This window comes from Calidifontibacillus oryziterrae (assembly GCF_000331575.1).
GTDB lineage: Bacteria > Bacillota > Bacilli > Bacillales > Bacillaceae_J > Calidifontibacillus_A > Calidifontibacillus_A oryziterrae.
Map to the genome: position 1 here is coordinate 1,518,535 of NZ_KB223527.1, position 23,194 is coordinate 1,541,728.

General features: G+C 38.4%; 13 protein-coding genes. 3 read left to right on the top strand and 10 right to left on the bottom strand.

Translation table 11 applies throughout. The annotated features are described in order from the left end of the window. Positions 1–274: 274 nt before the first annotated feature. The 6 genes from D612_RS0115930 to D612_RS19575 all read right to left on the bottom strand — a co-directional run bounded on the left by D612_RS0115930 (position 275) and on the right by D612_RS19575 (position 8,945). Entirely contained in the window at positions 275–838 is a 564-nt protein-coding gene (locus D612_RS0115930) for a transposase (RefSeq protein ID WP_017756492.1), read from the bottom strand. Between the two features lie 272 nt (positions 839–1,110). Continuing rightward, positions 1,111–2,964 (bottom strand): S-layer homology domain-containing protein, encoded by a 1,854-nt coding sequence (locus D612_RS0115940; RefSeq protein WP_017756494.1) that lies wholly within the window; start codon positions 2,962–2,964, stop codon positions 1,111–1,113. 226 nt (positions 2,965–3,190) lie between these two features. Beyond that, on the bottom strand, positions 3,191–5,662 hold the full coding sequence (locus tag D612_RS18835; protein WP_017756495.1) for a S41 family peptidase: 2,472 nt from the start codon (positions 5,660–5,662) through the stop codon (positions 3,191–3,193). 1,012 nt (positions 5,663–6,674) lie between these two features. Next, complete coding sequence (gene cysC / locus D612_RS0115950) at positions 6,675–7,271, bottom strand: adenylyl-sulfate kinase (protein WP_017756496.1); 597 nt, start codon at positions 7,269–7,271, stop codon at positions 6,675–6,677. A gap of 273 nt (positions 7,272–7,544) precedes the next feature. Then, complete coding sequence (gene sat, locus D612_RS0115955; RefSeq protein ID WP_017756497.1) at positions 7,545–8,729, bottom strand: sulfate adenylyltransferase; 1,185 nt, start codon at positions 8,727–8,729, stop codon at positions 7,545–7,547. A 54-nt stretch (positions 8,730–8,783) separates the two neighbouring features. Beyond that, positions 8,784–8,945 carry a hypothetical protein gene (locus D612_RS19575; RefSeq protein ID WP_017756498.1) on the bottom strand — a complete coding sequence of 54 codons (162 nt, stop codon included), beginning with the start codon at positions 8,943–8,945 and terminating at the stop codon, positions 8,784–8,786. Positions 8,946–9,861: 916 nt separating this feature from the next. Between D612_RS19575 and D612_RS0115965 the strand changes: the two genes are divergently transcribed. Then, the gene (locus D612_RS0115965; RefSeq protein ID WP_233275004.1) at positions 9,862–11,793 is read left to right on the top strand and encodes an FAD-dependent oxidoreductase; all 1,932 of its coding nucleotides are present in this window, start codon (positions 9,862–9,864) and stop codon (positions 11,791–11,793) included. A gap of 193 nt (positions 11,794–11,986) precedes the next feature. Beyond that, complete coding sequence (locus D612_RS18840) at positions 11,987–14,047, top strand: copper amine oxidase N-terminal domain-containing protein (protein WP_017756500.1); 2,061 nt, start codon at positions 11,987–11,989, stop codon at positions 14,045–14,047. A 298-nt stretch (positions 14,048–14,345) separates the two neighbouring features. Here D612_RS18840 and D612_RS18845 read toward each other — a convergent pair whose 3' ends face one another. The 4 genes from D612_RS18845 to D612_RS0115985 form a co-directional block, all read right to left on the bottom strand. After that, entirely contained in the window at positions 14,346–15,995 is a 1,650-nt protein-coding gene (locus tag D612_RS18845) for a polysaccharide deacetylase family protein (protein ID WP_017756501.1), read from the bottom strand. A 211-nt stretch (positions 15,996–16,206) separates the two neighbouring features. After that, positions 16,207–19,209 carry an S-layer homology domain-containing protein gene (locus D612_RS0115980; protein WP_017756502.1) on the bottom strand — a complete coding sequence of 1,001 codons (3,003 nt, stop codon included), beginning with the start codon at positions 19,207–19,209 and terminating at the stop codon, positions 16,207–16,209. A gap of 349 nt (positions 19,210–19,558) precedes the next feature. After that, positions 19,559–19,744 (bottom strand): type II toxin-antitoxin system RelE family toxin, encoded by a 186-nt coding sequence (locus D612_RS20125; protein WP_161603226.1) that lies wholly within the window; start codon positions 19,742–19,744, stop codon positions 19,559–19,561. A gap of 85 nt (positions 19,745–19,829) precedes the next feature. Next, a complete protein-coding gene (locus D612_RS0115985) occupies positions 19,830–20,069 on the bottom strand; it encodes a hypothetical protein (RefSeq protein WP_017756503.1) in 240 nt (79 codons plus the stop codon). 655 nt (positions 20,070–20,724) lie between these two features. Between D612_RS0115985 and secA2 the strand changes: the two genes are divergently transcribed. Then, positions 20,725–23,136: an accessory Sec system translocase SecA2 gene (gene secA2 / locus D612_RS0115990; RefSeq protein ID WP_017756504.1), complete on the top strand. Its 2,412-nt coding sequence runs from the start codon at positions 20,725–20,727 to the stop codon at positions 23,134–23,136. Positions 23,137–23,194 lie beyond the last annotated feature (58 nt).

The window sequence follows — 23,194 nt, forward strand, 5'->3', positions numbered from 1 at the left end:
TGAGTTTTAATAATTTGAATTTTGGTCTGGTTAGTTTTATGGGACATTGGTAGTTTTATGGATTTTTGGAGTTTTTTCGATTTTGGGTAGTTTTTATTTTGATAGTTTTATGCCTTTTGGAATTTTTCGGATTATTGTTCTTTTAAATTTGATTTTTTGTTTTGTATATTTTTATATTAGAATAGTATTGGATTGAATATTTTCGTTTAGGTATGTAGTGATAATCGTATTTTTCAATCCAATTGGATACTGAGAAGTTTAATTCGGTAGAGCTCTAAATCACGTCAAAGGGGCTCGTATCTGAAGTTAGAAAATGCTCATAATTGCTTATTTGCGGTGAGGGAAAATAAGAAAGCATCGCTTTTATCTCCTCCCCATCAATTAATGGATCGAGCTTTCTACCAGCATAAGCATGATAGCTACTCCAAGGATAATCATTCAAATTGTTTACGATATTTGCCTTCAAAGGATTCATATGAATATAGCGATTGACCTCAAGCTCATAATCAGGATATTGAATGAGTTCTGCCTTATACCTGCCTTGAAAGACATGCCCCACTAATTCATATTTGTCATTAAAAAAGCGCGCGTAGTGTGAATGAATGTACCCAATAATCCTACTAATATTCGTATTTTCAGTTTGAATTTGAAGGTGAACGTGATTGGACATTAAGCAGTAGGTTTGAAGTTTAAAGGAATAATTGGTTTTTGCTTCGCAGATGAGAGAGAGGTATTTCACAAAATCTTGGCGGTCGTAAAAAAGTAACTGTTTCCGATTCCCACGGCTAAACACATGAAACTTAGCACCCGGGTACCATGTTCTTCGCTTTCTGGGCATTATTACAAATCCTCCTTTTTTAGTTTAAATTCACATTCAGTATATCTATCATTCTTCTGATAGTAAAGGATTGAAAAGTGACAATTTGGTGCCAGGTTAGTAGGCATAGTGGTAGCCATAGAAGTTGCCATAGAGGTAGCCATAAAGGTTCCGGGGAAGAGCCAGGCACCTATCCAGAGCAGGTGCCAGGGCGGTGTCCATATTGGGTGCCAGGGCGGTGTCCACATAGGTGTCCATAGAGGCGCCTGACCCCTCCAAAAAAAGGGAGACCATTAGTTAATGATCTCCGCAAATTCACCTTTTTCTCCATTTGCATAAATATAGCCAAATTCGTAATCTGGATGATCTGATTTAATTTTGTACCATGTGCCGTCACTCGTTTTTTCTTTATCTACTACAACCATTGCAATACCAGCATATTTGTGCTCGTAGATTACTTTATCGTCCATGCTTGGACCCCTTCTTACATTTAAAGATGGAACGGTGCTTATTGCTAAGCGATAGTTATCCAAATCGTCTCCACCTAGGAAACGGTCGATCCGATACATATACCCAGAGATTTTTTGGCCCCAGTATGGGTCTGAAGCGTAAAAAAGATTCATCCCAACTCCTTTATTCCCTAAAAACGAACCGGAATAATATGAGCTTGGCCCCGGGGTTAAATACCGATCTTTTATATAGTTGGCCGCATATAATATACATTCTTCGAAGCTATCAAATTCCATTGCACTATTAAAAGCATCGACATCAACGGCGCGCAAACCATAGAGGTTATATTTCTCAGTTGCAATTTGACTAAAACCCCACGCACTTTCGTGAATCGCATGCGCTAATAAGTAAAGCGCATTAACACCAGTTTCTTCTTCGACCTCTTTGAAAAATTCCCCTAATCCAACAAGTGGCGATGCTGGGTATTGTTCCTCAACAAACTCATCCAACTCCCTTGCTGAATAAGAAGTTTCCGTTAATAGCGGAAGGTAGTTAAAGTATTGATAAAACGTTCCTTTTGAAAAAGTCTTTCCATCAAAGCTATACTCTTTGTCACTACCTTTAAAAAATGACGGAACTTGACCAAAAATATAGCTTTCATACTGACCATTTCTTGCAACGTAATGGCGTAAATAATCGTTATCTATTTTATAATAAGATCGAACAGCCTCATCTTCGCCAATTAATTCTACTTCATCTTTGTTCACATAGCCAATTACTCCTGCTACCTCTACCTTAATTTCATCTTTTGACTCATCTAAAAATTTCATCTCAGTTCCAGCGTTTACATAAGTCCTTTTAATACTATTTACTTTATCTTCATAAACGTGTAAAAGATTTTTCGCTATAACAATCGGGTTAAAAGGTCGGTCTTCACCTTCTTCATCAGAGTCACGATCGTGATCTTGATTGTTGTCTCGGTCCTTATCTCGATTGGATGAATCTTTTTCCTCAACAATAGTTTCACGGTCAAGATCAAGTATATCCACATCTAAATCAGGATCATATACCATATCCTGCTCTAGTTTTTCCTTTTCAATTTGTTCGAGCAAATTATACATTTTGTAAATAACCGCTGCCGTTTGCGCGCGTGTTACGCTTTCCTGAGGGCGAAACGTTAAATCGGAATTCCCCCCCATAATACTATAAGCAAAAACAGGCTGAACCTCGTTTGGATACTTAAATTTGTCAGCATCAATAAATGGTAATGGCATCGGCTCGGACGTCAACCCATGGGACGTCAAAACCCGGCTGATAATGACAGCCACTTCTTCCCTTGTCAGGTCTCGATCAGGTAAAAAACTGCCATCACCAATTCCTCCAAAAACACCCGCAGCAACCGCATTCCCTATTTCTTTCTCGTGTATATGCCCCATCGTATCAGTAAAAGGTTCTACTTCCACTGCTGGCAGCTTCAACGCTCTGTTTAGAAATGTCGCAAACTGAGCCCTTGTCACATTTTTATTCGGCATATAAAGCCCCTTGCCATCACCTTTCATAATCCCCAATTCATCGAGACTACGAATTTGGGTTTCAAAGAAATGTCCGGTAATATCATCTTGAGCATCTACATAGGAACTGAAAGTACTACTTCCAACTACTAGTAACATTGTTGTAATTATGGGCCATTTTCTCATTCTTTTTAACCTCCAATTGGGGTTGAGTCGATCGTTTCCATCCATTGCAAATTAAAATATTCCCTTCATCATCTCTTAAGGTGCCAGGGCGGTGTCCATAGAGGTATCCATAGAAGTGTCCATAGAGGTTCCTGACCCCTCCAAATGATGGGAAATATAGCGGCAGTAAAGCTTGGTGCTACTCTTCATTTGATAATTAGTATGTTAGATTCATATTGCTACTCTATTATTCTATTGATTGAACGACAATTTCATTTTCGCTATTTTGGTTCACTATTGCGCGATATAGAAAGGTTGCAAATTCTCCTCGAGTTACTGGCTTTTGAGGAGAAAAGGTTGCTTCGGATGTCCCGCTAGCAATACCATTTTGGTACACCTTGAGAATATCTGCTTCAAATGGCGAAGCCTCAATATCCGTGAATAATAGATTGTCCGAGATTTTACTCGTAAGGTCAAACGCTCTTGCTAAAAGAGCCGCCATTTCTTCCCTTGTTAAAATTGTTCCCGTCCCAAATTTTTGTGCTGATTTACCCTTCATAATTCCAGCATCATTTACAGCAACAACTGATGAATAAAAATAGTCACCTTCTTGAACATCCTTAAAGCTCAATTCTAGCTGGCCTACATTCTCAGTTTCTAAGCCTAGCGCCCTTGTAAAAAACACAGCCGCCTGCTCTCTTGTTACATTGGAGTATGGAGCAAACTTTCCATCATCAACTCCTTTTACAATGCCTTCGCTAGATAAAACCTTTACAGAACTTGCAAAAAAATCATCCGCCATCACATCTGCAAAATTGGTCTCATTCCCTACTTTTTCATTGATTTTATCAGATGTTTGAAAATCTAGTATATAGTCTTTTGTTCCTGAATCTATTAATAATAAATAAGTAGAGTCTATATTTAAGTTTTCTTTCGGCGCAATTTCAAAAGTTCTTAACGAGGTTGGCCTTATAATTAACTCAATCTCTCTGTCGCCAAGTTGAATAAGCTTCATCCGTTTCATAAGCTTCTCGGCAGAAACTGGATCTTCTAGCTTAATCGTAATAATCGGATTTCTTGCTAGTGCCTTTGCAAATCTACCATTTTGATTAGTAAAATTGACTATACTTGCGACACTACCTGCTCCCTCTACATTTTCTATATTATCTTCTATATTCGCTCCAGTGCTATTCGCACCGGTGCTATTCGCTCCAGTGTTATTTGCTCCAGTGCTATTCGCTCCAGTGTTATTTGCTCCAGTGCTATTCGCACCGGTACTATTCGCTCCAGTGCTATTCGCTCCAGCGCTATTCGCTCCAGTGTTATTTGCTCCAGTGCTATTCGCTCCAGTGCTATTCGCTCCGGTGCTATTCGCTCCAGTGCTATTCGCTCCAGTGCTATTCGCTCCAGTGCTATTCGCTCCAGTGCTATTACCAAGTCCGTCTTCCTTCTCAGAACGATTGGTGCTGCCGCCTTTCAATCTATCGTCTACATTGCCATCCTCTTCTGTATCAAATCCAGCATCATCATTACCCTCATCCTCTACTCTGGCAACCAAATTTCTATCATGACTAGTACGCAAAATTAAATCGCGATGAGCCGTAATGAGCTCTTCTCCGAATTCAGTTTCTATATTCGGAGAAATTCCAATATTATTAATAACGTGCCCTTTTGGTGTATAAAATTGGGCAACAGTCATCTTAAACATATTTCCACTTGATAGCATAAAGACTGATTGCGCTAATCCTTTTCCGTAAGTAGTTTGCCCATAAAGCTGGGCCCCATTTTGATCTTTAACAGCACCTGCTAATATTTCAGCCGCACTTGCAGTTTCTGAGTTTATAAGCATAATTACCGGACCAGTAAATTTCATATCTTGTTCAGTAGATAAGTAAATTCTCGGCAGTTTATCTTGTCCTTCAACTGCAACAGCAGCTTTAACATTTTTGAAAAATCCCGCAGCGTCTTGAGCTGCATCTAAATATCCGCCACCATTATCACGAATATCGACAATCCAACCATCGACACCATCAAGAAATTGAATAGCTTCCTCCAATTCAGGCACTAACTGCTCATTAAAGCTTTTTAATTGTACAAAACCAATGTTCCCACCTAGCCAAGCTGACTCAACGGTTGGAGCAATTTCTGTTTTTTCACGAGTAATAGTAATTGTAACCGGTTCATTTTTACTAGACCGATAGACTTTCAGATTAACTATTGTTCCTGGATCGCCTAATAAATATTGCTGTGCTTCATCGATCGTTTTTCCTTCAATGTTTGTGCCATCAACCTCAAAAATAATATCATCAACTTGCAAGTCGGATTTAATCGCTCCACCTGTTTCAAACAAGTGAAGTACCTTTACACCCTGTTCATGTTGCTCACCGAGAATGCCGATTCCAACATAGTTCATATCTATCGCTTTTTTAAATTCTTCAAATTCCTGCTCTGTAAAAAATTCAGTGTAAGGATCATTTAACGCCGTTAAAATTTCCTCAATAGTAGTTTTTTGTAAAATTTGTTTGCTAACAGGCTTATAATATCCTTCCTCAAGCATTTGTCGTATTTCTTCTATATCACCTGCGAAAGTCGTAGTTTGAAAGCCAAATAAAAGTAAAAATAGAAGTAATACACTGATGCAGTTTTTTATGTATCGTAAATTACTAGATAATAGGTCACCGGATAATATTTTTATTCGTCTTCGTCGCAATTTTTGCATTAAGTTGACTCCCTCTCATTTTTTCGGATATCCAACAGAACTATTTTACCATTAAAATCCTTATATAACTGTATTCGCTAGTTTAAATTTATAACAAATATCGATTTTTTATAAAAATTTCATAGGATTGCATCCTTTCAATAGATTTGTAGGGTGAATAAAAAATACCACAGCATAAATGACGATGGCTGTGGAAGATAGTATGCACTTCCTCTCTATAATGTTTAAAATTGCCTGGTAGATTTCATGAATCGTAGTTTTTGTAGCAAAGTGCTGCAACTCCAGAAGTGGTGAACAAGGATTCCTTCAAATTACCATAAAAAGGGAATCCGCGATTTAATTCTTGGTTTTTTTGTCCGAATTTGGCTTGAGTTCGGACTCAATTTTGGCTTTTGCTGCGTTTTCTGTCCGAATTTGGCCTCAGTTCGGACACAATTTTAGCTTTTGCTGCATTTTCTGTCCGAACTTGGCCTCAGTTCGGACTCAATTTTAGCTTTTGCTGCGTTTTCTGTCCGAACTTGGCCTCAGTTCGGACACAATTTTAGCTTTTGCTGCGTTTTCTGTCCGAACTTGGCCTCAGTTCGGACTCAATTTTAGCTTTTGCTGCGTTTTCTGTCCGAACTTGGCCTCAGTTCGGACACAATTTTAGCTTTTGCTGCGTTTTCTGTCCGAACTTGGCCTCAGTTCGGACACAATTTTAGCTTTTGCTGCGTTTTCTGTCCGAACTTCGCTTGAGTTCGGACTCAATTTTGGCTTTTGCTGCGTTTTCTGTCCGAACTTGGCCTCAGTTCGGACTCGACTTTGGCTTTTGCTGCGTTTTCTGTCCGAACTTGGCCTCAGTTCGGACTCAATTTTAGCTTTTGCTGCATTTTCTGTCCGAACTTGGCCTCAGTTCGGACTCGATTTTGGCTTCTGCTGCGTTTTCTGTCCGAACTTGGACTCAGTTCGGACTCAATTCCCGCTTCCGCTGCATTTTCTGTCCGAACTTGGCCTCAGTCAGACTAATAGTTTATTAAATATATCCTTCCTTTTCCAAGAAGTGCAATACTTCATGAACAGATTGAGCTAATGTTTGGCGATCCGTTTCAATTACTAATTCAGGATGTTCAGGGGCCTCATAAGGAGCATCTATTCCTGTAAATCCAATTATTTCTCCGTTTCTTGCTTTCTTATATAAACCCTTTGGATCGCGCTTTTCACACTCATCGAGGGCACACTTTACATATATCTCAATAAACTCTTCATCCGTCATTAACGCTCTAACCATATTGCGATCCCTGCGATACGGAGAAATAAAGGCAGTTAATGTCATAATTCCAGCATCACAAAATAGCTTCGACACTTCACCAATTCGGCGTATATTCTCTGTACGATCTTCAGGCAAAAAGCCGAGATTTTTATTTAATCCGTGACGAACATTATCACCATCTAAAATATAAGTATGAATACCCCGCTCATACAGTTTCTTTTCAACGGCAACCGATAATGTCGACTTCCCAGCCCCGGAGAGACCTGTAAACCATAAAACTGCACTTTTATGTCCATTTAATTGCTGACGATCCTGCTTCGTAATTTGTCCTTGATGCCAAACAATATTTGTTGATTTCATAAAAGTTCACCCCCTTCTGTTAGTCATTTATTAAGAGGTATTTATAATAAATGATATTGTAAAGGTTTTTGGTAAAAGCTTTTGTCATAGGTTACTATAAAAGTTTGTGGAAATTTTTTGAGTAATATCTTTGGGCGCAGGTTTGTTAAGTAAATCTCTTTAGTTTTGGTAAATCTATTAATCTATAGATTTTGGCAAAAAACGCAATTTATGATATTGAAAAAGTTTTTTCACTCAAGTAAGGAGCAGTTATTTAGAAACACCTTCATTTCCTCATTTCCCCATTTTCATGCCGCGAATTAAAACTTCCGCAACTTCGGGTCGGGAAAACTCTGCTGGTGGTTTCACACCTGAACGTAGCATTTCGCGCACCTTCGTCCCGCTCAAATGAACGTGATCCTCCTTTGAGTGTGGACACGTTTTTGACGTCCCCATGTTGCCGCATTTTTTACAAAAAAAGCTATGTTCAAATTTTAAAATCTCAATGCCTATTTCATTTTTTTCAAATATGTCAAAAATTTTCTGGGCATCATATGTCCCATAAAAGTCACCGACTCCGGCATGATCGCGACCAACAATGAAATGCGTGCAGCCGTAATTCTTCCGAACTAACGCATGCATAATCGCCTCCCTAGGCCCTGCATAGCGCATTGCTGCTGGGTAAATAACTAAACAAACACGCTCACTAGGATAGTATTTTTCTAAAATTACCTCATAGCTTTCCATACGAATTTGTGCAGAAATATCATCACTTTTTGTCTCGCCAACAAGTGGATTTAGCATCAAACCATCAACTATTTCTAATGCGCTTTTTTGAATATATTCATGGGCTCGATGAACGGGGTTCCGAGTTTGAAAACCGACGATAGTTTGCCAGCCTAAATCAATAAATAGCTGCCTTGTTTCTGCAGGGTCCTTGTAATATTTTTCGAAAGGCTGGTGAGAAGGGCGATTCAACAAAGTGACTGGCCCGGATAAATATACGTCACCTTGGTCAAATATCTTTTTTACACCGGGATGCGCCTCATCAGTTGTACGAAAAACTTTTTCAGCTTCTAAAAGCTTGTCATAATGATATTTCTCTTCGAGGTGCAAAATCCCATAAATAATTCCGTCTGTTCCTTTTAACGCAACGCTTGAGCCAATCTTAAGTTTTGCAGCTACTTCATCAGCAACGGGTAGCGAAATCGGAATGCTCCACACAAGTCCATTGGCCAGTCTCATTTCCGTAAGAACACGTTCGTAATCCGCTTTCCCCATAAAACCGGTTAACGGGCTAAAACCACCAATCGCAAGTAACTCTAAATCAGAGATACTCCAATTTGATATCGTTAGCGACTGAAATTCACCAGCTTGCTGCAGCAATTTCTCGCGCTCAGCCCCCTCTGCAACTCTGTTAATCAATTCCCCACCATGAGGAGAAATCAAACCATTCTTTTGTATAATCTCAACCGGCATTTTTTATAGAACCTCCTCGATTTCAATTTAAATGAACAACACGATTGCATAATTTCAATGTACAATCTCGGTGTACACAATCTCAACGCAAAGTCTCATAGCATGCTGATCATTGACTACATCAATGCAAAGTCTCATAGCAAGCTGATCTTCGATTACCTCAACGTAAAGTCTCAAAGCATGCTGCTCATCGACTACCTCAACGCAAAGTCTCATAGCATGCTACTCATTGACTACATCAATGCAAAGTCTCATAGCAAGCTGATCTTCGATTACCTCAACGCAAAGTCTCATAGCATGCTACTCATCGACTACCTCAACGCAAAGTCTCATAGCAAGCTGATCTTTGACTACATCAATACAAAGTCTCAAAGCACGGTACTCATTGAACAACGTCAATGTTAAGCCTCAAAACGAATTGCTACATGTACAACCCATTACTCAATCACGGTGTATACTCTCATTTTCTTACTTCAATTCGGGGTACTATTATTGCTCACACCAACGCTCAAACTCAATTCATACAATCTCAGTGTGTCTTTCTTACTATTCAACCTAAACCTAAATAAACAACCTAAGTAAACTAATCTTCAATTCAACCAGCTCAGCCTAGTATCGATAACCATAGTAATAGCCTATGAAACCTTGGCGAAAAGTTACCTTGTCACAACGCCCAAGTTCTAAAAGTCATACAATAATGCATGACATCTTCTGATCTATTGCGCCTGTTTGGTTATCCACCGTATCAAAGCCCAAACAACTACATTAAGGTGCGACACCTTAACACGTACATTTAATAAGTATATGATTCTCAACGTAACAATTATTGTGAATTAGGTTTACTAGCCATGTAAAGGAGAGTGAACAACAATGGACTTGCAACCAGTTGTAACAATTGTTGTGAATTAAATTCACCTAGCCATGTGCCATTTAAAATCTTCTTGAATTTCTTTCGGTAGCCAACCAATAATGAGTACTTAACCAATCGGGCCTGTTTATCCAATTAATGGAGGGGTCAGGAACCTCTATGGACACCTCTATGGACACCGCCCTGGCACCTATGCGTTACTTTTACAAAATTGGGCAAGCTATAACTATAGAAATACTTTTGTTCTATAGGATGAGTTATAGGATGAGTTATTGGATGAGTTATTGGATGAGTTATTGGATGAGTTATTGGATGAAAAATCGATATGTGGCTTCTATAACAGTATTGATTGGAGTTATTTTTATTTTTGTTTTCAGTTATGCTTCAGCAAATTTTATAGCAACGAAATCAACAATAGCTCCGAAGCTCAGGACAATGGATTTTTTCGATGGGAAATTCAATTCACAAACAGCACAGCTTATAAATAATAGCCGTTTTGATGTCATTGTAATTGGCAGTGATCCCGAAGCTATAACATCAGCGATTGCTGCTGCCCGCGCAGGAGAAAAAACACTATTAATTGATAAAAACCCAATTGTCGGCGGTTTATTTACGCTTGGAAAGTTAAATATGTTGGATCTGAGCGTCGCTCCAGCCAACGAGCTATTAACTAAGGGGCTGTTTTTAGAGTTTTATAAAAACATTAACAAGCGTACATCTTTTGATGTCAAACAAGCTCAAGTTGTATTTGAAGATATGCTTGCAAATGAAAAAAATTTAACAGTACAGTTGAAGGCTAAGAACATTAAACCACTTATTGATGATAACAATCGACAGCATAAGCCGCGGTATAAGCATATAGATGGTTTAACATTTTTAGATTCCTTTGATAACACCAAAACAATATATGGAAAAAAATTTATTGACGCTACACCAGATGCGGATTTCGCCTACCTAGCCGGAGCAACTTTTTCAATTGGCCAAGAGGATTATCGTAACGAGCAGAAAATGATGGCAGTCTCCCTCGTGTTTGAATTAGCCGGTGTCGACTTCCCAAAAGTTCAAGCTCACCTTAATTCAGATGATGACCCTTATACAGGAGCAGATCAATATTCTGCGTGGGGATACGGCAAGCAAATGGCTAATTACCATCCCCTCGAGGATCATGTTCGCATCCGCGCCTTGAACATCGGTAAACAAAATAACGGTCACGTGTTAATTAACGCTTTTCAAATACTTGGTGTCAATGGCTTAAATCCCGAAGAACTTACAGTAGCAAGGCGGAAAGCAACCGCTGAGCTCCCTAGAGTTACAAAATTTTTGCGCGAGAATTTAGAAGGCTTCGAAAATGCCAAGCTAGTTGGAACTGCGGACCATTTTTACATAAGAGAAACAAGGCATTTAGATGCCGAGTACCAATTAACTGTTAACGACATTTTGGAAAATCGAGATTTTGAAGATCGGATTGCATTTGGTAATTATCCTGTCGATGTTCAAGCAACTGTTCTAGAGGATGGTGATGTTGTCGTCGGCAATCCAACCCAATACGCTATTCCATTCCGTAGCATCGTACCAAAAGGCTTTACTAATTTACTTGTGGCAAGTCGAAGCGCTGGGTACGACTCATTGGCCCATGGAAGCACCAGAACAGTCCCAATTGGAATGGTTGTTGGTCAGGCAGCAGGCGTGGCCGCCGCTTATACGAATCAAGAGGATATCAATTTCCTTATGGTAGTCCAAGACAAGTTGCTTACACATATTCGTAATATCCAACGAATTTTAAATAAAAATGGCGCCGATCTGAAAAAAATCCCTCAATATGATCATCCGATTGTCACTCATTGGGCGTATGAAGGGGTAAAATTTTTAAGAAGATTTGCACTTATTGAAGCAGGATATGAGAACAATTACAGGTTAGACGAGCCACTAACCCAGGATGAATTCCGTGAGCTGTGCGAACTAGTGGCATCCTACTCTAGAGTACCTTATAAAATTGCATATCCACCAGTCCAAGAAAAAAATAAACCGATGACGCAAAATGATATTATCAACTTTTTAAAAGCAAACAGGCTTTCAGAAACTGATTTAACTGCTGCCACAAAAAACTACTTGATGGAACAAAACGGTATTATTAGTAGGGACATCCTTTATATGGTTATCTACGATTTTTTTAAAGCAAAAAACAAGCTGTCATAACGCTAGTTTAAGAACTGGGCCGACCACGAGGTAGTTTATGATTTGGCCCGTTCTTTTTTTGCATTTTTAGACACTTTTTTCCAAGATTATTGTAAAATAGAAAAATAACCACTCCTTCAAATAAGTAACTTCTAAAACGTGGTGGTTATCTTATACAATTGACAATACGATCAATCATCAAGGGAGGATTTTCATGTTTATGAGAAAAACTTTTACAGTAGTTGTATCACTTATTTTGTTGATGTTACCATCATTATCGTCCTATGCAGCAAACGAAGAGGTATCTAGCAAGCTTGTAAATATAGAAAAATATGAATCTAGCAAATCTACTCTTGTAAAAAAAGTGTCGGATTCTGCTATTAGTGAGGCAAGTGAGCAAAGCTTAAATAGAAAGGAAAGTGCTTCTAGCGTACATACTAGCGGAAACGATGAAAGTGCGCCGCTCAGTGATAAAACTAGTGCAAACGAAGAAGGAGCGTCCATCGTACATACTAGTGCAAACGGAGAAGGAGCGTCCAGCGAAAATACCGGTAGAAACGATTCTAGCCTGAATTCTGAAGGCGACAAATCTACGTTAAATAATGAATCTGTTCCACCACAAATAAAAGAACTAATTTTAATCGTAGATTCACAGCAAATGTATAATAATGGTGTTTTAATAATGGCGCCAGAAAAAATTATTATTAAAGATGATGCTACCTATGTCCCTGCAAAAGCTGTCAGTCAGGAGTTGGGAGCGACGGTCACATATGATGCCAGGACAAAGACAATCATTGCAAAAAAAGGGGATTTCACATTAACATTCAAGGAGAACGCAAAATCATACACTATCAATGAGGACACATTTCAAACAGCTCAAGCAGTTGCCTACACTGAAAAAGACATTGCTTTTGTACAAGCAAAAATTTTAGCAAAGGCGTTTGGCGAATCGATTCAGCAAATTGAAAAAAACAAAGTTGTCATTACCTATGGCCCTGCTATCATCATTCCAAACGACCCACCGGTTGCTAAATTTGAAACAGACAAGGATTCATATAAAATTGGTGAACCAATCCAATATCAAGACTTCAGTACTGACGATAAAGAAATCGTAGAAAGTGTTTGGACTAATAAAGAGCCTGCTTTTTTTGAAGCAGGAGACGTTACCATAACTTTGAAGGTCAAGGATAAAGAAGGATTAACGAATACCGCTTCAAAAACAATCACCATTGACGAGGAAATCATGTATACCGAAAAGGAATTCGGACTTACATTCGCTCCAATCGGTGGAAAAATTAAAGGGCTTGGCAGAGAAATTCTTGAATTTCCAGAAATAGAACCAAACGATAGTAAACAAGGCGGCGCACCTCTAGTTCGGATTAATAGCCCTGAACGAATTACTGGAGAATTGGTCCATTACACACAAACATTAGAGGGCTCATATCGGTTTACGATTCATAAGCAAAACGCCCTGAAATCAAATGTGAACTTATATTTTACTGCCCATAATCCGACAAATGAAGTAGCTAGAATCAAAGTAACAAAATTAGGAGTAGGCGGCCCAGCTTTGTATTTATACCAAATTGGCAAAGCTGCGGTAGGGAATTATTTGTTAGCTGTTCAAAAGCCTAATAGCTTTGAAATTGTCCTACAGCCTGGTGAAACGAAACCAATTTTACCGAAAAAATATCAAACATTGGCACCAAACTACTCATTGACGGCGTATGCAGACATTTATTCAAATGTGCCTGTTACTTATACTGTTGCTAGCTTATTGCCAACTAGCTCTCTTGAAAAAATTCCATCCTTGCCTGTCGCAGCACGTGATGGGAACCATAATCGTGGTGTGTTTACTTATTCAGATAAGGAGAAGACGATTAACAGATTAGTTGGTGAAAAAGAGGAACGATTAATCATCGGTGATGGCACGATTGACACTTATCAAATCGGTTACGATGATCTTTCAAAGGAAGAGCAAATCAATAAAGGGAATCGTGGCGTTTTATATACGGTTACGTTTAACAAGGTTGCACCAAATACTATTATTACCGTCAACGCTCGCGGGGGTCAATATGCCGGTGCTTTTTCCGTGAATGGCAATGTCGTACACGCAGTTGAAAATGGGTTGCTAACAAATCCAGCGGAAGCCGCAGTACTACACCGTACAGGTGAAGAGGAAGAACGGGTAAAAATTCAATTCATCCCGGCGTCTGGCAGTAACCTCCCTATTAATATTGTATTTTTTAAAGCTTTAGAGGACGAAGACAAAAACTAAGTACTGCTGTAAAAGTAGCAATAAGATGTGGCTTAATTGATAATGTATTTTTTAAGTGATAAAGGACGCGGACAAAACTAGCTACTGCTGTAAAAGTAGCAATAAGATGTGGCTTAATTGATAATGTATTTTTCAAGAGAGAGAGAATGCTATTTTTAATACTCTAATCAATATTTATTGCGATATCGATAATATTTTAAAGTGATAGAGGCAGCTGAGTGAATACCTAAATAAATCAATACAAAAACCAATCCCATTTGAAACGTGAACGTGGGATTGGTTTTTTTTTACAAATAATTTATTTAATCATGGACACTAGATAATCTCCTGTAAATCTACCATCGGCAGTGTAGCGTTTTAATTTCATAGGAGAGTTGTACTTCGTATTTTTACCTTGATCAATCGTAAATCCAACTGTGTATCCTTCTTGTTTTAGCAAATTAACAACTGCATCGCTGTATACTCCATAAGGATAAGCAAATGCGTAAACCTTGTTGCCTAGGTTTTCTTCAATTAATTGCTTTGACGTCCTCATGTCTTCCTTTATACGGGCTGCCCAGGTTGTATGGTCCTCATATGGGAGTTTATCAACTAAAGCATACCCTCTATTTGTACCATTTTTGGGAAGCTGGTAATGCAAATCATGGGTATGGCTTTGTATATCCATAACACCTGAATCCACCATTTCCTTCATTTGTTCCCAGTTCATATATTGCATATAACCAGGCTTCGTTTCAGCTTTGCTTGTTGTCAAATAAACGGTAGCTTTATAGCCTTCCTCTGCTAAAATCGGAAAAGCCTCTAAATAGTTGCTTTCGTAGCCATCATCAATTGTAATAATTAACGGTTTTAACGGTAAATCAGTGTTACCTTGTTGATAATTTAGGTAATCTTGTTCGGTAATCGTTTCATAGCCTTGCGCTTTTAACGCATGAAGGTGCTCTCTAAAACGCTCTGGACTTATTACAACACCGTTCGCGGCTATACCATCCTGAAAATGATGGTACATTAGCGAAACAACCTCTTTTGGCTTATATGCATACATTGACGTTTCCGGTTTAATGTAAATGTATAAATCCTGGTTGTCTCCTGAAAGTTCAATCCAATTATTTAGTTGGTTATGATAATAAGGAATATCAAATGATTTTGCTATTACATTAAATGGGACATAATTTTGGCCACTCACCATAAAAATTTTCGTTTCAGCAACATATTCATTGCCATTTACGTAGTATTTATTGGACCCAGGAATAAACTCTACCGTTCTGACAAAATTTTCAACAATTAATCTACCATTCTCAAATTTAACTTGTAAATCAAGATATTCAGAGATCGTTCGGATTGGAACCATTAAACGGCCATTTGACGTGTAGCCACTTATGTATTTCTTTGTTTTTTGATTAATTATTGAGAGGTCGTTTGTAGGATCTAGTTGTGTTTCGCTGTCAGTTAGTTGATCGGAAGCAGTCTGATCACCTTCAGCCGTTTGCCCGTTTGGATCCGTTGTTGACTGATCCTCTTCAATTGTTGAATCGAGTTGGTCGGTTGTTGGGTGATCTCCTTCTACTGTTAAATCGTATGGATCGGTTGGTAGTTGATCCCCTTCTAATGTTAAATCGTATGGATCGGTTGGTAGTTGATCCCCTTCTAATGTTAAATCGTATGGATCGGTTGGAAGCAGGCCGTCTTCGGTTGTTATGGTAGTTGGATCACCTGTTTCAGTTAGCATACCGTCGCCTTCAAGCGTTTGGTAATCTAAAAGTTTATCACCAACTGGCACTTCTATATAACCTTCCCCATAGTTTGTCATTGATTCAAATACAAGCGAGTCATAATAAGCAATGTAGTGCTTTGCAGAAGTTGAATTTGCATACCCTAAATTTGCATACCCTAAAGAAAAAAATAAACCTAATGCCAAAATAAAAAATACTTTAATTCTATTATTCATAATGCAGACTCCTCTCGAAGTATATGTTTAATAATAATAGATATTAAAGTATTAATCTAGGAAAAATTTTGCAAGAAACTATTATTTTTGTTAATTCGGACAAATAATAGCATGCACGAAAAGCAATATTCGGATTCCAATTTTTAACAGGGTCAGGGCGGTGTCCATAGAGGTGTCCATAGAGGTTCCTGACCCCGGGAAAATTTGGTAATTAGTCGAGTGTGCGGCTGTTGCGTTCTTCGTTAATGCGAAGGTCGAGTCCGGTGATGATGTTGTCATTTTCGTCTGAGATTGCTGCACGTTGTTTAACATATTCACCGACTAGGTCTTCGACACGATTGCTACCGAGATTGACGACTAAGCAAACTTTGTCACCATCTTCTACAAACATTGAGTCAATTTCAAATTTCTTACCATTACCGATCATAAATGAAAGGCGTGTTAACGTAGATTCATCAATGTCATCAGTGAACTTAAGGCTAACAATTGCTTTTGATGAATCGTTACGAACAGATTGAACATATACTTGTTCTGTTCCACGATATGTTTCAATTTTCGGAACGATACCATCTTCAACACGTAAGTTCGTGAAATCAACTTCTTGGCCGAAACGATTTGTTGTTTTGACATTTTTATTCGTCGTTACATAGACAAAATCACCACGATACCGCCCATCGCTATCTAATTCATCATCCTCAAGCTTAATTGTAATTACAGATGAACCATTTTCGGTTCTCATCGACATTTCCGCATCCAGTTCTTCTCTTGAGTCAAAGCGTCGATCATTATCGCGATCCGCAAATACGACAAAGTCATCTGCATCGAAATCCTTTAATTCATCATCGAATTCAAGCTCAATCGTGTCAAAATCTATTGCTTCAGCTGTCACTTGGTCCTTATCGAATTCACTTTGTACACTCAGCTTGACTTCATTTACAATGTTAACGGTCTTGTTATCATTTTGATCGGCAACTCGACCAACAATTAGTTCGAGATCATCCAAGTCCTCATCATCAATTGCATCGGCAAGATTATCAAAGAAATCATCCCAAGCATCGACTAATTTGCCAGTCTTTTCAATCAAAATTTCTACTCTTTGTGTCTCTTGATTTGTGCTAATTGAAACATCTAAACCATTCACATCATGTAAATCATCTAAAAGAATCGTTTTACTACCAACACTTAATTGATATTTCTCCAATTGTGTGACAGAAAAATCCCCAGTATTAGCCATCTTCTTTCCGAAATCAACTAGGATCATGACTTCATCCTCACGGTCGTTTAAAACCATCTTCCCTGTAAAATCTCCAGGCGGTTTCTCGCTGCTTGCCGTAAAACTATATGAAAGTTCACGAGATTTATTTCCCATTAAATCAACAAGTTCATCTGCATTCATTGTAAAACGTTGACTTGGGACGTCACCATAATATTTATCGATTGTAAAGGTAGCTACGTTGCTGTCTGTTGAACTATTATCAAATGTAATATTTCTAATTTGGATTTTATTCCCTTGCTGATCTTCTAGCTCATAACGGTTGATATCTTCAGCAACATCTATTTTAACAGCTTCCGAAAAGGTAACCTTCATCTTAATATAACTGCTACTAGCAACAGTGCTATCTATAAACTGAACATTTTCGATTGCTGGCGGTGTTTTATCATCCTGAATTTTGATAGACTTCGTCAGCTTACTATTTTTATTGCCCCACAGATCTTCGATGGCACCACTATCAAGAATGAGGTCTGTTGACTTTGTAATAAGATCCTTAGAATCAAATGTTAGCACAAGCTCATTCCCATTTTGCACAGTTGCTTTGCTAGGGTAATGACTGCTCGTTGTGTGATAAATATAGCCTCGATATCGCATTTTGATAAACTTATCAAACACTAATGTTACTTGATTTGGCTGAACATTTTTTACATCTAAAAGCTTTGGAGCAGTTTTTTCAATTTTCATTGTAAAATCTGCAGACGATGTTTCAAGCTCATGGCCTGCATAATCTTCAAACCATTTTGTTTCTATAATCTCAAGCTCATGTTCGCCCTCGCGAAGATTTACTTCTAATTCAATATGTAATGCCTGTCCATGCTGTAACACTGTTATTTTATCAATCATATAATTTAATCCATCGACTTCAAAGGAATCGAGTATGTCTTTATCATTAAGCCTCTCGCCATTTCCAACGCCAAAGTCTAATGGCTCAGAAAAAGTAATTAAATAAGAGTTTTGTCCAGTAGCGGTGACACTCTCGATTTCAGGCGCAGAGTTATCACTGAAATATAAATCAAATTCTTCTTCATTACCTGTTACATCAGCAGCAACCACTAACTCCGCGTTCGTACGACTGTTAAGAGCTTTTTCAAGCGTTAAAACAATTTCTTTCTGATTTAAAGTAACATCTGCAATTTTAATAACATTGCCATTTTCATCTTCAATAGTATAGTGTTGCGGGTTCGTCAATTGCTCTTCGTTAGAGATTGAACGATTGGTTGTAAGCATCACTTGTTTTAAGTTTAGAACATCTGTATCTACTATCTCAAATTGAGTCGTTTCTTCTTTTTCCTCTATTTCGGTTGCCCCATCTTCAAATTTTGCCAATGCCCGTCTCATAAACGCAGTGAATTGAGCGCGCGTGACCGCATCTTTTGGTCCAAATGTACCATCCGTTTTACCGCCGATAATTTTATTCTGATATAAAATTTTTACATTAGGAAGGTCCTTACTTGAAATTTGATTAGCATCCTTGAAAGGAACTTTATCGTCACCATCCTCAGAAAAATCAAAAGCGTTAACGAGCCACGTTGCCATCACTTCACGAGTTAGCGGGTTTTTAGGACCAAAAGCTAACGATTCATCCTCTGAAATTCCTGCATTAATAAAAGCCGCCAACAGACTGGCACTCCAGCTATCTTTTTTTATGTCAGAATAGCGTTCTATAATACTAGTAAAATTAGCAGGCGTATCTAGTTCTAATGCACGTACGAACATTGAAGCAGCTTGCTCGCGAGTAAGCGGTTCATTGGGCCGAAAAGTCTCATCCTCAAAGCCGCCGATAATACCTTTACTTACGAGATATTGGACATCATTGTAATAAATCGAATTTGAACTTAAATCTTTGAAACTAACAGAATCTGCTTGCGTAACTGCAGGAGTAGCAATCGAAGTTACTAACGCCGCAGCAATCGAGCTTGATAATAATTTGGTAGATTTCATTATGTAAACCTCCCATGTATAATTTTTTGGGTTAATCGCTAGTTCACACTGAAACAGGCGACGATTTTCTGAACAATTATTATATTTTTATTCCGATAATTCATAGCAACACTTATAAAGTAGTTGTCGAAAAAACAAGCAAAAAGTTTCAACAAAATGCAAGTTTTCCCAACATAAGCTTACACTATATTTACATAAGGGTCAAAGAAGAATTGAGTGGGAAAATGAATGAGCGAAGTTGGTTGTTTTGTGATTTTTTCTCTTGGAGACAGTGTCGAAGAATTAAGAAAAATGCATTCTTATTTAAATTGAATATTTGCGGGTTAAAATTTGTAGGATTTGTGAAGAATTAGCGGTACTTTTTGTAAATATCGCCACGTGGTCCAATATATAATACAAGGATGACAAGTTCATTACTTACTATCCTATAAATGATACGAAAATCTCCAAATCTACAACGATATTCATCATGTTCTGAACCCTTCAACTTTTTTATATTTGATGAGGTATAAGGATTCGTTTGAAGCCTGTCCAATATTTAAATAATTTGTTGTCTCCGAACTTTATCTTGTTTTATAACGAATTTTTAAGCAGTCTTGGCAGTCTTGGATAGAATCAATTTATAATTCATCTTTAAGATCCTCCCATTTAACAAATTCGCCCTTTTTAATTTCTTTTTCTGCTTCTCTTACTAGTTCTCTTTCAGAATCAGTTAATGGGGAATCATCGTATTCAATTTCCATTTGATCTACTCCAAGCATTTTGTCAGCCAGTTTCTGCAAAAACTCATAAACAAATTTATTATGTCTTTCATCTAGCAAATCAATTAATTTATGAAGATCGTCCTTACGAATCGCCATCATAGACACCTCCAAAATTTTATCTATATTATATCACTTTTACTTCCAAAACTTTAGCAAGCATTTATATCGTAACATGCATACCGTAGACATACCGTGTGGTAATTATCCATTTTTTGCCGGGGTCAGGAACCTCTATGGACACCTCTATGGACACCTCCCTGGCACCTTATCGTGTTTGTAGTTTTTCTTTTTGTTCTTTGTTATACTATAGTGTAGAATTTTTTAACTTATAATTTTTCAACTTATAATAAGGTACTTTTTTGACGAACATTTATATATAGAATAGTTCGACAAAAACACTCAATACATATCCAAACTGAAAATACATATCCAAACTGAAAAATTCGAAATTCATTCAACAGCTACCAAAGCTTTCACATTAATAAAACTAACATACGAACACACGAAATTTGCGAAATACATACACGATTCCCATGAATCACGATACATACGAAATTCATGAAATAGTGAAATTGACGAAATCACGTATTACAACAAATCACGAAATAGCGAAATTCCTGAAAAGCGAAATCACGAAATTAAGAAATTTATGAAATCGCGAAATTCTTGAAATCACGAATCACAAAAAACTCACGAACCACTCGACGCAAATCAAATTAATTTAAATGCACTAAAAAAAGGAGAGAACTGCATGCTAAATGCACTGAAAAAAATCATCGGTGATGACCAACAAAAGAAGCTAAAAAAATATGCAAAGATTGTCGATCAAATTAACGCACTTGAGCCTGAAATGGAAAAGCTATCAGATGAAGAGCTGAAAAATAAAACGGCCCAATTCAAAGAGGAAATAGAAAATGGCAAAACGATTTTCGACATCCAAATTGAAGCGTTTGCGGTTGTCCGCGAGGCTTCTAAGCGTGTGCTTGGAATGCGCCATTTCGATGTTCAGCTTATTGGCGGGCTCGTGTTGACTGAAGGAAACATTGCCGAAATGGCAACTGGTGAAGGAAAAACATTGGTTGCTTCACTTCCTGCTTATCTCCGCGCTCTTGAAGGAAAAGGCGTACACATCATCACGGTGAACGATTATTTAGCAAAGCGTGACCGTAACTTAATTGGAAAAATTCATGAATTTCTTGGGCTAACAGTTGGCCTTAACGTTCCAATGCTGGAGCCTGATCAGAAGAAAGCAGCCTACGCTGCTGATATTACATACGGAATTGGCACAGAGTTCGGCTTCGATTTTCTCCGTGACAATATGGTTCAAGAGCTAAACCAACGTGTACAGCGCCCTTATCATTATGCGATTGTTGACGAAATCGATAGCGTTTTAATTGACGAAGCGAAAACGCCACTCATAATCGCAGGTAAAATGGAAGCAGCGGCAAATCTTCATAATATATGCGCTCGCCTCGCTAAACGTTTCAAGCGTGATGTGGATTATACGTTTGACCCGGAAACGAAAGCGACAAACTTAACGGACGAAGGCATTACCCAGGTTGAACGAGCATTTGGCGTTGATAACCTTTATGATTTACAGCACCAAACATTGTATCATTACGCAATTCAAGCATTGCGAGCTCATGTCATGTTCCAGCGTGATGTGGACTACATCGTTCAGGATGGAAAAGTCATGCTCGTTGATATGTTTACCGGCCGGATAATGGAGGGCCGGACGCTTAGTGATGGTCTTCACCAAGCGATTGAGGCAAAAGAAGGCTTAGAAATTACTGAAGAAAATAAATCCCAAGCCTCCATTACGATTCAGAACTATTTCCGGATGTATCCGATCCTTTCAGGAATGACAGGAACAGCAAAAACAGAAGAAAAAGAATTCAATATTACGTACGGCATGGAAGTTATCCAAATTCCAACGAACAAGCCAGTGATCCGCGACGATATGCAAGACCGTGTATACAAAACAAAGGATGAAAAATACGTAGCAATGGCTCAGGAAATTAAAGAACGCCATTCAAAAGGACAGCCTATTCTTGTCGGCACAACATCGATTATTCAATCGGAAAAAGTCGCAGAATACCTCGATAAAGAACGGCTGCCATATGAAATATTGAATGCAAAAAGTGTGGAACAAGAGGTTCGCCTTATCTCACTTGCCGGACAAAAAGGGCAAATTACAATTGCTACAAATATGGCCGGTCGCGGTACAGATATTATGCTTGGCGAAGGCGTTGCTGAAGTTGGTGGATTGCATGTTCTTGGTACGGAAAAACACGAAGCTCGACGCATTGATAATCAGCTTCGCGGGCGTTCAGGACGCCAAGGAGACCCTGGGTCAACCCAATTCTTTATTTCAATTGAAGATGATTTGTTCCGTCGCTTTGCCCATGATGAATTGGAAAAATTAACACCAAAATTGCAAACGGATGAAGATGGGCTTATTTTAAATAAAAATATATACGAATTTGTTGAACGGACTCAACGCATTTGCGAAGGTAGTAACTATGCGATTCGCGAATACAACCTAAAACTCGACGATATTGTCAATGATCAGCGAAAAGTCATTTACAACCTGCGAGATCAAGTTTTAGAAAAAGATGATATGTTATCGATTGTGCTTGAAATGATTCCAAGGTATTCTCACTACTTAGTTGATAAGTACTGTACCGAGGATATTTTACCTGAAGAATGGGAATTAGATCGGCTCGCTAGTGAGTTGAATCAATTGATCGCGGAACCAAAGGTGCAAATGCCTGCTGAAGTGGAGGAAGCCGAGGATGTACACCGCGCAGTTGCTGAGGCAGTCGAGCAATATTTAGAAAACCTTGAGGAAGCAAGAGATAACAGCAACATTCAGCAAGTTTTAAAACGCGTCCTCGTCATGGTCATTGATAAGCATTGGGTCAATCACCTTGAAACGATGACACGAATCAAAGAAGGAATTGGTATGCGCCACTACCAGCAAGAGGATCCGCTTCGTTTATACCAAAATGAAGGACTCGAGGTTTTCCATAACACGTATGCGCTAATTGACCGTGATGCTAGCCTGCAGCTCGCTCGGCTCGCCGCACCTTTATTTAAAAAAATAAAGGAACTAAAGCAAGAAAATCATAGTGAGGAAAATAGTAGCACTGAGGCTGAATAGAGCAAATTTTATCAGGATTAACCTGATTTTAAGAAGCTTGAAATAAGGGTCCTAAAGC

Coding starts and splice junctions, on each gene's coding strand:
- D612_RS0115930 (WP_017756492.1), bottom strand. CDS start 838: ATGCCCAGAAAGCGAAGAACATGGTACCCGGGTGCTAAGTTTCATGTG.
- D612_RS0115940 (WP_017756494.1), bottom strand. CDS start 2,964: ATGAGAAAATGGCCCATAATTACAACAATGTTACTAGTAGTTGGAAGT.
- D612_RS18835 (WP_017756495.1), bottom strand. CDS start 5,662: ATGCAAAAATTGCGACGAAGACGAATAAAAATATTATCCGGTGACCTA.
- cysC (WP_017756496.1), bottom strand. CDS start 7,271: ATGAAATCAACAAATATTGTTTGGCATCAAGGACAAATTACGAAGCAG.
- sat (WP_017756497.1), bottom strand. CDS start 8,729: ATGCCGGTTGAGATTATACAAAAGAATGGTTTGATTTCTCCTCATGGT.
- D612_RS19575 (WP_017756498.1), bottom strand. CDS start 8,945: ATGAGACTTTGCGTTGAGGTAGTCGATGAGCAGCATGCTTTGAGACTT.
- D612_RS0115965 (WP_233275004.1), top strand. CDS start 9,862: ATGAGTTATTGGATGAGTTATTGGATGAGTTATTGGATGAGTTATTGG.
- D612_RS18840 (WP_017756500.1), top strand. CDS start 11,987: ATGTTTATGAGAAAAACTTTTACAGTAGTTGTATCACTTATTTTGTTG.
- D612_RS18845 (WP_017756501.1), bottom strand. CDS start 15,995: ATGAATAATAGAATTAAAGTATTTTTTATTTTGGCATTAGGTTTATTT.
- D612_RS0115980 (WP_017756502.1), bottom strand. CDS start 19,209: ATGAAATCTACCAAATTATTATCAAGCTCGATTGCTGCGGCGTTAGTA.
- D612_RS0115985 (WP_017756503.1), bottom strand. CDS start 20,069: ATGGCGATTCGTAAGGACGATCTTCATAAATTAATTGATTTGCTAGAT.
- secA2 (WP_017756504.1), top strand. CDS start 20,725: ATGCTAAATGCACTGAAAAAAATCATCGGTGATGACCAACAAAAGAAG.